The sequence below is a fragment of the Pectobacterium sp. PL64 genome (assembly GCF_022477975.1).
GTDB classification, from domain to species: Bacteria; Pseudomonadota; Gammaproteobacteria; order Enterobacterales; family Enterobacteriaceae; genus Pectobacterium; species Pectobacterium jejuense.
The window spans coordinates 2,263,806-2,276,015 of sequence record NZ_CP092070.1 but is presented as its reverse complement, the minus strand read 5'-3'; the positions used below and the strand labels follow the sequence as shown (position 1 = coordinate 2,276,015).

The following is a 12,210-nucleotide window of genomic DNA, read 5'->3' as shown; positions in this document are numbered from 1 at the left end:
TGGTAATGAGAAAAATTCTCAACAAAGTGCTTTACAGATGATACTGATAACTATTATCATCATTTTCGCACTTCGACGGTGGCTTCTCGCAGGCACTGAAGGAGAGCACGACATTGCTCACATTGCTTCCAGTATTATTTTAGCCAGCCGACGTGCTGGCTTTTTTTTGTTCCTAATCCTTCCTGCGACGGCGTTATGTGTTTCGCCGTCTGTCACCCATAAATGCCGAGGGTGACTGCCCGAACTGTTTTCTGAATGCCGTTGTATAGGCACTGTGACTGTCATAACCGCTGCTCAGCGCGACCTGTGTGATGGGGGCGCCTTGCACCAGCAGGGTTAATGATGACATCAGGCGCAGCTGTTGACGCCACTTGCCGAACGTCATCCCTGTGCTTTTCAGAAAGCGGCGATGAAAGGTTTTTCCGCTAATCGCCAACTTTCCAGCCCAGTCATCTGCTGTCGCGATATCACCTGGATCGCGCATGAGTGTCTGGCAAACCGTCTGTATCTGCATGTCCTGCGGCCAGGGCAGATGAAAAGGGAGATGCGGCGTTGTGCGCAGTTCCTCAATTAATAATTCCCCTAGCAGTTGCGTATAGCGCGGCGTGCTGTCGTGGCTGTCGGCATCGGTGAGTCTGGATATCAATTCTCTTGCCAACCCAGACACGCGCACGACACAGTCTGCGGTGGGCAGTTTCGTGCACATATCCTCGCGTACGAAGATGCCATTTGCCTGTGAAGCGACCGGAATAATCAGGCGATGGGGAACGCCTGGACGTAACCATACTGCAGATGTTGGCGGGACCAGCCATTGTCCGGTTGGCGCTTCCACCTGCACAAGTCCACTGTCTGCATAAATAAGATGGCCTCTGCGATGGTGGTGCATAGGAACCACATGCCCCTGCGGGTAATGAATGGCGACACCCGTGACAGGTTGCTCTGAGGCTTCGGCTGCGTTTAAGTCAAGCGCGTGTCCACCGTCTCCAGGGGAAGAAAAACCCATATCGATTCACTTTGTCCAAAACAAACAATTGAATGTCTATTTTCATGTAGATGGACGAATTGTGCAAACCTAATATGGACGCGTAATGACAACCTTGAGCCTCTCGTACATGCTGCCGTCCAGCCATTATTCATGTTCGTTACGACGATTGTCTCTCGGTCGGGGTCGGTATGCATGCGTTTGCATCATGCACCATCCTGCTTCTTCCTGACCCCAACGACTGTCAGCTTTTCTTGAGTCAGGGGATCAGGTTCTATTGATTCCCTGGAGATTGTTATGTTGACCGATCCGTCTCAAAAATATCGCCCCTTTCCCTCTGTTGAGTTAGCCGACCGCCAATGGCCATCGCGGACTTTGACGTGCGCCCCTGTCTGGCTTTCTACGGATCTGCGTGATGGCAATCAGGCGCTTTTCGAACCCATGAACCGTGAACGTAAGCTGCATCTGTTCCAGGAATTGGTTCGCATCGGCTTTAAGGAGATTGAAGTTGGATTTCCCTCTGCATCGCGCACCGATTTTGAAATCGTGCGCCACTTAATTGATGCCGACCTGATTCCCGAGGATGTCACCCCGATGGTCATTACGCAGTTGCGTGATGATCTGGTGAAAGAAACGGTACGCAGTGTGGCTGGCGCGCGACGCGTGATTGTTCATTTTTACAATGCCATCGCTCCTGCCTGGCGTGAGATTGTGTTCGGTATGAGCGTGGCGCAGATCGTCGAGATGGTCGAGCACCATATTGCGTTGCTGAAACAGTTAACGGCAGAGCATCCCCAAACAGAATGGGTTCTCCAGTATTCACCCGAAACGTTTTGCATGGCCGAACTGGATGTTTCCCTTCTGGTCTGCAACGCGGCCATCAGAGCCTGGGATGCGGGACCGCAGCGTCCGATGATCATCAACCTGCCAACAACGGTAGAAGTCTCGACGCCCAATGTTTTCGCGGATCAGATCGAATGGATGCACCAGCGTCTGGAGCGGCGCGAGCACATCGTGCTCTCCGTTCATCCGCACAATGACCGCGGCACCGGCATCGCCTGTGCGGAACTGGCTTTGCTGGCCGGTGCTCAGCGGGTCGAAGGTTGCCTGTTTGCAAATGGCGAGCGCAGCGGAAATCTTGATGTCGTGCACGATGGCGTTAAATTTGTACACTCAGGGCATCTCACCCGGTCTGGATTTCTCTGATATCGCTGCTGTGGCTCGCGTGGCTGAAGATTGTACCGCGCTGCCTATCCATCCGCGTCATCCCTATGTCGGTGACCTTGTTTTCACGGCATTTTCCGGCTCGCATCAGGACGCTATCGCCAAGGGGTTTGCCGCACAGCATTCAGACGCGCCGTGGCGCGTACCCTACTTGCCTATCGATCCTCAGGATCTGGGTCGCACCTATGACAGTATCGTGCGTGTTAACAGCCAGTCTGGTAAGGGCGGTATCGCTTTTCTGCTGCAACGCGATCATGGCATTGTCATGCCACGTCGTATGCAAGTGGAGTTCAGCGCTATCGTTCAGGCACTGGCGGAAACCAGTGAAACCGAACTGAGCAGCGAGAAAATCTGGGACATTTTCCAACAGACTTACCTCTCTCCGGTTCTTGAGCAACCGGGTTTTATCTACCGTGCTCATCATCTGTCAGACCACCCCGAGGGGCAGGCCATTGATTTGGAACTCACTGATGTCAATGGCTTGCCACAAAACTACCGCGGAAAGGGGAATGGCCCGATCTCCGCTGCTGTGGATGCGCTGGGGTTACCGCTGCGTATCGACAGCTATGAGGAGCGCAGTCTGGGCGCTGGGGCGGATGCCGTTGCGTTAGCCATTGTGGAAGCCGCATGGCCCGGTGTCCCGGGATCGCGTTTCGGTGTTGGGCGACATCCGAACATCGTCACGGCTTCGGTACTGGCGGTACTGAGCGCCGCAGCTAGATTTCCGGCGGTCGGGGATATCGCTGGGAGATAAAACGCGCTAAGGCCACGTGACTGAATCAGGATGGTAAGCACGTTATCTTTCTGGACGCGCGAGCTCAAGGCCGCGCGTTCTGCATTCAGGTTCGGATATGAGGCCACGGAGGAGGATGAAAACGGGCTCCGACTCTTTGGCAACGGCAACAACATTACTTGCTTACTATTTCTCTATAAATAATTAATAAAATCAATATGGTTGGGATATTTCCTAAATTGTTTGCGGGAACAAAAATCTCCCTTATCATGCGTGTACCCAAGATCATGGGTGCTCACAATGGAGATAAGGAATATGTGGATGAGAAGGAATAAAATCGTCAGGAAATTGACGTTAGGGGTGGTAACAGCGGCACTGGGGATGTCACTCAGCTTTTCAGCATTATCCGCCACGCCGGTAGAAACACATGGTCAGCTGTCCATCGAAAATGGACGACTGGTGGATGAACAGGGGAAAAGGGTGCAGTTGAGAGGGGTCAGTTCACACGGTTTGCAGTGGTTTGGCGACTATGTCAACAAAGACTCGATGAAGTGGCTGCGTGATGACTGGGGAATTAACGTATTCCGCGTCGCCATGTACACGGCAGCAGATGGCTATATTTCTAATCCCTCACTCGCCAATAAGGTAAAAGAGGCCGTTGCGGCGGCGCAAAGCCTCGGCGTTTACATCATCATCGACTGGCATATCCTGTCGGATAACGATCCTAATATTTATAAAGCACAGGCAAAAACCTTCTTTGCCGAAATGGCTGGGCTGTATGGCAGCTCACCGAACGTGATTTATGAAATCGCCAATGAGCCAAACGGTGGCGTGACATGGAACGGGCAGATTCGACCTTATGCGCTGGAAGTGACTGACACCATCCGTAGCAAAGATCCCGATAATCTGATTATCGTCGGTACGGGTACCTGGAGTCAGGATATCCACGACGCAGCGGATAATCAGCTGCCCGATCCGAATACGATGTACGCGCTGCATTTTTATGCGGGTACGCACGGGCAGTTCCTGCGCGACCGCATTGACTATGCACAAAGCCGTGGCGCGGCGATTTTCGTCAGCGAGTGGGGCACCAGCGATGCGTCCGGCAACGGTGGACCGTTCCTGCCAGAATCGCAGACCTGGATCGATTTCCTGAATAACCGCGGCGTAAGCTGGGTGAACTGGTCGCTTACCGACAAAGCCGAGGCATCCGCCGCGCTGGCACCGGGAGCGAGTAAATCAGGTGGTTGGACGGAGCAGAATCTGTCGACGTCAGGCAAATTTGTCAGAGAGCAGATTCGCGCAGGTGCGGATCTGAGCAATGGCGATAACGGTGGCGATACACCGACTCCGCCAACGGAACCGACCAACCCAGGTAACGGAACAACGGGTGACGTCGTGCTGCAATATCGTAATGTGGATAACAACCCTTCCGATGATGCGATTCGTATGGCCGTCAACATCAAAAATACCGGAAGTACGCCGATCAAACTGAGCGATCTGCAAGTGCGTTACTACTTCCACGATGATGGCAAACCCGGCGCGAACCTCTTTGTTGACTGGGCGAACGTTGGCCCTAACAACATCGTGACCAGCACAGGAACGCCAGCCGCCAGCACCGATAAAGCCAACCGCTACGTTCTGGTGACCTTCAGCAGCGGCGCTGGTACCCTCCAGCCAGGTGCAGAAACCGGTGAAGTGCAGGTGCGTATCCACGCTGGTGACTGGAGCAACGTGAATGAAACGAATGACTATTCATACGGTGCTAATGTCACGAGCTACGCCAACTGGGATAAGATCACCGTGCACGATAAAGGCACGTTGGTATGGGGTGTGGAGCCGTAATCGCGTGCTGTTAACCCACTAATCCATTTACTCTGCGGGCGTTAATTCGCCCGCATTTTCTTTCCAGATCGTCACTCATTTACCGCAATATCGTGTTTCTTCAACAATCCACGCAGTTGGTGATAGGTTAATCCCAGCAGCTCAGCGGCTTTGCGCTGGTTAAACTTTGCCTGATTCAATGCCCGATCGATCAAGCCTTTCTCCTGTTCCAGCAGCCACGGTTTCATCTCCAGCGGTAAATCCGGCTGATTGATTGCTGCACGTAGCGGCGTTTCCTGAACGGCGGGGGTGCGGCGGAAGGGATTCAGAATGATGGCATCAAGAGGCTGTTCGCTGTTGCCGTGGCGGTACACCGAACGTTCAACCACGTTTTTTAGCTCACGAATATTGCCCGGCCAGTCGTAATTCAGCAGCGTCTCGCGCGCGGCGGCCGTAAAACCGGGAAACAGCGGCAGATGCAACTCGCGGCACATCTGAATCGCAAAGTTATCCGCCAGCAGCATGATGTCTTGTTGCCGTTCACGCAGCGGCGGGAGTTGCACAACGTCAAAGGCCAGGCGGTCGAGCAGATCCGCACGGAATTTACCGCTAGCGGCAAGCGCTGGCAGATCGTCGTTAGTCGCACACACCAGACGTACATCAACCTGTAGCTGATCTCTGCCGCCGACGCGCTCCAGCATGCCGTATTCGATCACCCGCAGTAATTTCTCTTGCACCAGCATCGGCGCGGTAGCCAGCTCATCCAAAAACAGCGTTCCGCCGTCGGCGCGTTCGAAGCGTCCCAGATGGCGTTTTTGCGCCCCGGTAAAAGCACCGGCTTCATGACCAAATAGCTCGGAGTCGAGCAGATTCTCGTTGAGCGCCGCACAGTTGAGAGAAACGAACGGCCCTTGCCAACGCGGGGAAAGGTAATGCAGGCGGCTGGCGATCAGCTCTTTACCGGTACCGCGTTCGCCAATCACCAGCACGGGTTTATTCAACTGTGCCAACTGCGACACCTGTTCCAGTACCTCCAGAAAGCTGTTGGCTTCGCCCAGCAGGTTCTCTTTTTCCTGAAGCATGATGTTTCACCGTGTTATTTTTACTAACTGTTAGTGTATTTGACTAATCTAACGGAATAGGGAAAATAGTCAAAATTATCTATTCTTTATTTTTCAGTTAGTTAAATTGAATTAAAAGTTGGCATGCTTATTGATATACCTATAGGGAGATCGCGACTGGCTCGGCTGGTCACGGTGATAAATCAGGCGTAATCAGACGCTGGAAATCATGAAGAGGATGTAATTATGGGTATTTTTTCTCGTTTTGCCGACATCGTGAACGCCAATATCAATTCATTGCTGGATAAAGCTGAAGATCCGCAGAAATTGGTGCGGCTGATGATTCAGGAAATGGAAGATACGCTGGTTGAAGTACGTTCAACCTCGGCGCGGGCGCTGGCAGAAAAGAAACAGATTGCCCGTCGTATTGAACAAGCGCACGGTCAGCAGGAGCAGTGGCAGGAAAAAGCCGAGCTGGCGCTGCGTAAAGATAAAGACGATCTGGCCCGTGCGGCGCTGATTGAAAAGCAGAAGCTGACCGACCTGATCGCGGTATTACAGCATGAAGCCGAAAGCGTGGATGAAACGCTGGAGCGCATGAAGCGTGAAATCGGCGAGCTGGAAAATAAATTGAGCGAAACCCGCGCTCGCCAGCAGGCGCTGACGTTACGCCACCAGGCTGCAGCATCGTCGCGTGACGTGCGTCGCCAGTTGGACAGCGGTAAGCTGGATGAAGCGATGGCGCGTTTTGATCAGTTCGAACGCCGTATTGATACGATGGAAGCGGAAGCTGAAAGCCACGGATTGGGCAAACAAAAATCGCTGGATCAGCAGTTTGCCGAACTGAAAGCGGACGATGAAATCAGCGCGCAGCTGGCGGCACTTAAGGCTAAAGTTAAGCCAGCAGAGTAATAAGAGCGTAAACGCCATCGGATGGGCTGTCGTTAGAAAACGGCAGCCACCGGCGTGTGAATAATAACTAAGGAGACACAATGAGTGCGTTGTTTCTTGCCATTCCGCTGACCATTTTCATGTTGTTTGTGGCACCGATATGGCTTTGGCTACATTACAGTCAGCGTAAAAACAGTGCTCAACTGGGACAAAACGATATGCAACGTCTGACACGTTTAACGGAAGAGTCCAACCGTATGCGTGAGCGTATCAGGGCACTGGAAGATATTCTGGATGCAGAACACCCGGACTGGAGAAAATCGTAATGAAAAATACGTGGTCAGGTAAAACGTTATATCGCATACCGGAAGAAGGCATGCTGAAAGGGGTTTGTGCTGGTTTAGCGCGTTATTTTGACGTGCCGGTGAAGCTCCTGCGGATAATCGTGGTGCTGTCGATGTTTTTCGGCCTGTTCTTTTTCACTATCGTGGCGTACATCATTCTGACCTTTATGCTCGATCCGGCTCCGGCGGGAATGGGATTTGAGGATGAAAAGACGGCTCGGACACCCAGCCAACTGCTGAATGAGGCGGATGCGACCTTGCAGGCCAGCGAACAGCGCCTGCGTAGCATTGAACGCTATGTCACCTCGGATACGTTTGGCGTTCAGAACCGCTTTCGTCACCTGTAATTTGTCATCGGTTATACTCTTTCGCTGACATTATCCACCGTACGACTTGAGTCGAGAGTGGATAATGTCGCGCTGCTTTTTCGCTGCAATCTCTATGATCCGGCCCCACTGTGCATCGGATGCCAGCCATTTCCTTCTTTCGCGCTGTAGCGAACATTCTGTAGCGGGACAAGTTTCCACTGACCATGATTGTCCTTCACCATCTCGCTAGCCTGTACGCGGCACTGGTAGTGCAATGTATCGGCTTCCAACTGGAACTGATATTTTTTGCCTTTTTCCGGAACAAAGCGAGTGGTAATAAGGCATGAGTATTTGCTTTCAACATAAACGTTGATAATCGCTGTTTCAACATCAGGCACTAATGGTGTTTCGTAGTAGTCAATATTGTATTTCTCTCCATATACTTTTGGCATTCCGCGATCCTGGGTGTTCTGTAGAACCCATTCACTGGAACGAATAAGACCGCCAGTGCGTTTGCCGTTTAACGTCTGGTAAATACTCGTCTGTTCTGTGTTATCTACGATACGTACCCACGGGGAGTCATTGGTTTCAGTTGGTGGGGTAAAAAAGGAATTATTCGGCATGATGGAGCAGCCTGAAGCTAAAGTCGCTATCGCAGCAAGGTTGGTTAGCCGTAAAAATTTCACGTTCATTTCCTCGATTACTGGACTATTCAAATCATCTAGTGAAAGGGGGGGAGTAATGTCTAAATGTTTTATTCAACCAGAGTAAAAATAAGCCTCAGCATTACGCTGAGGCTATACCCGTCATACTCAAGTTGCATGTGCGTTGGCTACGTTCGGTCACCCGAATCACTTACCTGAGTAAGCTCATCGGGATTCCTTCACTTGCCGCCTTCCTGAAACTCGAATTATTTAGGGTATATACGATTATTCACTATACATTCTGGGGAAATAGTCGTTGATTTTTGCGTTATCAAATAGTCGATCCGTTGTGAAATCGACTACATCTGATACTGCAATGCCATGATGTAGCTCGCTGGGAAAATCGGCTATCGAACCATAAACCGTAGGTGTTAAGAAGCGGAAGTAATCACCCATTTTCGTGTTACCTTCATAGCCAACAAGATAATCTTCGCCTTCAAAACTTCCCTCAATCCCATGATAGACAAAAAATCCCTTTACTGAGGGGACATTATATTCCCCGATTTTTTGCTCATGACCAGATCGTTCTTTTAGCCATTGATCAAATTCTGCTCTGCTAGCCATATGGCTAAATCTTAAGCCGGAATAGAGATCTGACACAGTCTGACCGCACTTATTCTCAGGATAGACGTTAAATTGTTCCGATTCTTCCCATAAAAATTCGTTCAACTGGTCGAGTAATGATTCTGCATCAGCGATTGCGAGAAGGGCATCAGGTAAATTGCCAAAGCAGTTATTTACCATAACGGCGATTCTGCTGTGTTTGTCCATCGCAAACCAAGTGAACATGGTGCCAAATTCAGGCACCCAGTTTTTATCCAGTACAACCATGCTGATTTATCTGTTTGATATTTAAAAATTAAATGCCACTGTGCATCGGGTGCCAGCCACTGCCTGCTTTAGCTGTGTAGCGTACCGTATTTAATGGTTTCAACTGCCACATACCATTACTGTCTTTCACGATTTCACTGGCATGAACGCGACAGCGGAACCGCAATGTATCGGCTTCCAGTTGGAACTGATAAAACTTCCCTTCTTCCGGCGTGAAATAGGTATCCACAAGGCAGGTATGCTTACCTTCAACGTAAACATTGACTACTTCGGTTTCTGCACCTGCAATGAGTTGCGTTTCGTAGTAGTCAATATTGTATTTCTCTCCGGCAACTTTTGGCATCCCCCGATCCACTGTATTCTGTAATACCCACTCACTGGATCGTATCAGGCCACCTTTGCTCTCACCATTGACCATTTGATAAAGGCTGGTTTGTTCAGTGTTATCGACAATTCTCAGCCATGGAGCATGAGCACTTTGAGGTGGGGGAACGAAAAAAGTATGGTCTGGAATAAAGGCACAGCCTGCAGCGATCAGAATGACCGCTGCGTTCGCAGAACGCAGCAACCGTTTCACCGTTTATCTCCTTTACTGTATTCCATGCGCATATGTATCCAGACACCCAGACCAATCACTGGCCCTGAAGCGATGCCAATTCGCAGAGCCTGAGCCAGTAATGGCTGCCACTGCATACCTGATGGCATTTGCAGGATAAACTGGTAGTAGAGCCATACCCCAAAATAGACAAGTGCCACCGTGCAGGAGAGCGCCAGGAAGCAGCCTCCCATCAAAAATAAAAGCGTACTAAAGCCAGGTTTTTTTGTACTCACGGCTCATTTTCCTTGTTGATCCTGTGGTTTCTTATCAATTGCTTTCTGGATTACCGTCCCGGTCCCCTCAGAAACAGCGGCTCCAAAAGTACTTCCCAGCATATCCGCTGCAGGTTTCGGCAATTTCGTACCCGCTGCGCCACTGATAATGGTCGACGTAGTGGCACCGGCAACGTTACCGACACCCGCGCCAGTAACTGCCCCAGTAGAATCTTGATCACCCTTAATTTTACTGCCAACATAGGCTCCGCTCATCCCCCAAACCTGGGTTGCCAAGAAGCTCTTCCCAGTGGTGACGGCGCTGACGCCTGTAGCAATTAAAGCATCGGTGTAACTTATTTTTTCACCCGGTTTCATCGTTATTACCTGGTTATTAATATTGGCTGCACCACCGATGATTCCATTGACTGTGATTGCTCCACCCGTCACTGTACTACCTCCACCGAGTGTCAGGGCATTAACCATAAAGAAGCCCCAGGCTTGCAATAATCCTCTTACCGGATCCTGATTCTCGGAAAGGGTGCCTCTGTTGTAGATGCGTAATGATTCACTGACCTGCTCAGGTGTTTTACCCTGCTCAATTTCATATTTGGCGAGTGACACCGCACCAGAACCCCAGGACATCATACCAGGGCTTAACAAATCATTGTTGTCCACTGCATTTTTACTGGAATCATGTGCAGTGATAACACCAGAAGAAGTATCCGTGCTGAGCCCGCCAGCAAGGGCTCCTGCCAGTGATGCCAGATTGCTAATCTTAGTGCGCTCTTCTGGTTTGAGATCTTCCGTTTTAATACCAGGGTATAAATATTCACGAATAGCACGTGCAGCGAGTTCTCCACTCGCCGCGCCTATGGCGCCTGCTGCAGCATTTGTTCCTGACAATTCCGCAACCACACCACCTAATACAGCATGTCCAATGGCATTTGCCGCAATTTGACCAGCAGTAGGGTCTTCATCAAAACCTACTGTCATGCCTTTTACTACTCCAGCCATATAAGGCGCAGCTCCGGCGGCCAGCGCTTTCGCTGGGTCTCCACCAGCCAGAGCAGTAATTGCAGCCGCAGCAGCTCGAACTCCACGGTCAAGATCACCCCCTGCCTTATACTGGTCACTCACGCTTTTATAAGCTTCTGTGTTTTTGACTCGATTCCAGTAAACATCACGCTTTTCTTTACCATCCCACTCCCCAGCTTCTTTAATTCCCGCATTGTTCGCCTGAATCTGGCCTTGAGTCAGGGTAATATCGACAGCCTGGTTCGCTATATCACCAATCAATCGCAATCGGCTCAGACGCTGCTGTTCCTTCGCTTTATCGAAGATTGGGCTGATACTTTGGTTAGCGTGCTCGACATCGCGGCTCAGCTCGCTGACATCCTGCTGCTGGTTCGCCTGATCACGGATAATCAGCGATCCTGGAGAAACGGCAGCATAAGTCGTACCGGAAGCATTCCCATCGCTGCCACCCGCTCCCAGGCCATTGGCCGCCAGATTTTGTACGGCGTTTTTCAGCAGATCCTGTGCGCCCAGCCCGCCAGTGCTGATGCCGACGCTGCTGTGTGACACCTCAAACTCTGCACTGTTGTTGATATTGCTGAAGCCCAGCGTGCCAGTACTGAGACGGTTTTTATCTTCGCCGGCGGTGCTGCCAATCACGGCACCATCCAACTGCGTGTGGTTACCGACAGTGATATCGAAGCCGCCGTCACCCGCGAAGATGCCGGTTTGTTCCTGCACACTGTTATAGGTGCTGTGGATTTTGTCCTTCGCCACGCTGGCGCTGACGCTGCCAGTCATGCTGCCAAAGGTAAAGCTGGCACCTGCTGAGCTGTTCTTTTGCTTCGAGTCGTAGTTATTAACGTCCTGCTCACTCTGCAGCGTCAGGTTACGGCCGACATTGGCGACGACCTGATCGGCACTCAGCTGTGCGCCGCGCAGGGTAGTGTCACGCCCGCTGTTGACCGTCAGCTTATTACCGGCGTCGACGGTGGTTTCTGTATGTGTCAGGCCATCACCATTCTCATTACCGGAACCTTTACTGGCATTGGCAAACACACTGATTCCTGCACCGCCTTGGCCCGCACCGATGCTGACGCCGATGCCGCCACCGCTGTTGCTGTTTTTGCCGGTCTGCAGCTGAGTATTCTGCGCTGACAGCAGGTTGATATCGCGGTTTGCCGACAGCAACACATCGTTGCCCGCTTTCAGCTGACTGCCGCCGATGGTCAGATCGCCATCGTTGCCATTCTCTGAACCGGTCGCCACCAGGTTGATATTGTTGCCCGCCTGCACGGTGCTGCCGGAGGCGTTGACCGCTTCGCTGTGGCTCTCGCTCTTCGACTTCGAAGTACTCAGCGACAGGCTGACACCAATGGCGTTCTGGTCGGTGGTGTTCTGGCGACGCCAGTACCGCCGCCTGAGCAGCCTGCACGCCTGCCAGACCGGATTTCAGCTTCTGCAGCGATGCCATACGGCCA

General features: G+C 51.5%; 11 protein-coding genes and 1 pseudogene. 5 read left to right on the top strand and 7 right to left on the bottom strand.

Annotated elements, in window-relative coordinates:
- Positions 1 to 193: 193 nt before the first annotated feature.
- On the bottom strand, positions 194 to 1,003 hold the full coding sequence (locus HP572_RS10040; protein WP_240585522.1) for a helix-turn-helix transcriptional regulator: 810 nt from the start codon (positions 1,001 to 1,003) through the stop codon (positions 194 to 196).
- Between the two features lie 276 nt (positions 1,004 to 1,279).
- On the opposite strand from HP572_RS10040, the pseudogene HP572_RS10035 reads away from it, so the two are divergent.
- Together HP572_RS10035 and HP572_RS10030 are read left to right on the top strand one after the other, a co-directional pair.
- Positions 1,280 to 2,960, top strand: a pseudogene (locus tag HP572_RS10035) (2-isopropylmalate synthase).
- A 294-nt stretch (positions 2,961 to 3,254) separates the two neighbouring features.
- Positions 3,255 to 4,784 carry a cellulase family glycosylhydrolase gene (locus HP572_RS10030; RefSeq protein WP_240585521.1) on the top strand — a complete coding sequence of 510 codons (1,530 nt, stop codon included), beginning with the start codon at positions 3,255 to 3,257 and terminating at the stop codon, positions 4,782 to 4,784.
- A gap of 71 nt (positions 4,785 to 4,855) precedes the next feature.
- Here HP572_RS10030 and pspF read toward each other — a convergent pair whose 3' ends face one another.
- Positions 4,856 to 5,845 carry a phage shock protein operon transcriptional activator gene (pspF, locus tag HP572_RS10025; protein ID WP_240585520.1) on the bottom strand — a complete coding sequence of 330 codons (990 nt, stop codon included), beginning with the start codon at positions 5,843 to 5,845 and terminating at the stop codon, positions 4,856 to 4,858.
- A gap of 225 nt (positions 5,846 to 6,070) precedes the next feature.
- On the opposite strand from pspF, the gene pspA reads away from it, so the two are divergent.
- The 3 genes from pspA to pspC all read left to right on the top strand — a co-directional run bounded on the left by pspA (position 6,071) and on the right by pspC (position 7,406).
- On the top strand, positions 6,071 to 6,736 hold the full coding sequence (gene pspA / locus HP572_RS10020) for a phage shock protein PspA (protein ID WP_010295838.1): 666 nt from the start codon (positions 6,071 to 6,073) through the stop codon (positions 6,734 to 6,736).
- Positions 6,737 to 6,816: 80 nt separating this feature from the next.
- Positions 6,817 to 7,041: an envelope stress response membrane protein PspB gene (gene pspB / locus HP572_RS10015; protein WP_010276759.1), complete on the top strand. Its 225-nt coding sequence runs from the start codon at positions 6,817 to 6,819 to the stop codon at positions 7,039 to 7,041.
- Positions 7,041 to 7,406, top strand: a complete 366-nt coding sequence (gene pspC, locus HP572_RS10010; RefSeq protein ID WP_015840550.1) for an envelope stress response membrane protein PspC — start codon at positions 7,041 to 7,043, stop codon at positions 7,404 to 7,406. Before pspB ends, pspC begins: the two co-directional genes overlap by 1 nt.
- Positions 7,407 to 7,498: 92 nt before the next feature.
- On the opposite strand, the gene HP572_RS10005 is transcribed toward pspC, so the two are convergent.
- The 5 genes from HP572_RS10005 to HP572_RS09985 form a co-directional block, all read right to left on the bottom strand.
- The gene (locus HP572_RS10005) at positions 7,499 to 8,053 is read right to left on the bottom strand and encodes a hypothetical protein (protein ID WP_240585519.1); all 555 of its coding nucleotides are present in this window, start codon (positions 8,051 to 8,053) and stop codon (positions 7,499 to 7,501) included.
- Positions 8,054 to 8,296: 243 nt separating this feature from the next.
- Complete coding sequence (locus HP572_RS10000; protein ID WP_240585518.1) at positions 8,297 to 8,902, bottom strand: hypothetical protein; 606 nt, start codon at positions 8,900 to 8,902, stop codon at positions 8,297 to 8,299.
- Positions 8,903 to 8,930: 28 nt separating this feature from the next.
- On the bottom strand, positions 8,931 to 9,479 hold the full coding sequence (locus tag HP572_RS09995; protein WP_240585517.1) for a hypothetical protein: 549 nt from the start codon (positions 9,477 to 9,479) through the stop codon (positions 8,931 to 8,933).
- A complete protein-coding gene (locus tag HP572_RS09990) occupies positions 9,476 to 9,733 on the bottom strand; it encodes a hypothetical protein (protein WP_240585516.1) in 258 nt (85 codons plus the stop codon). The genes HP572_RS09995 and HP572_RS09990 overlap by 4 nt, the downstream gene beginning before the upstream one ends.
- 3 nt (positions 9,734 to 9,736) lie before the next feature.
- Positions 9,737 to 12,088 carry a hemagglutinin repeat-containing protein gene (locus tag HP572_RS09985; protein WP_240585735.1) on the bottom strand — a complete coding sequence of 784 codons (2,352 nt, stop codon included), beginning with the start codon at positions 12,086 to 12,088 and terminating at the stop codon, positions 9,737 to 9,739.
- Positions 12,089 to 12,210 lie beyond the last annotated feature (122 nt).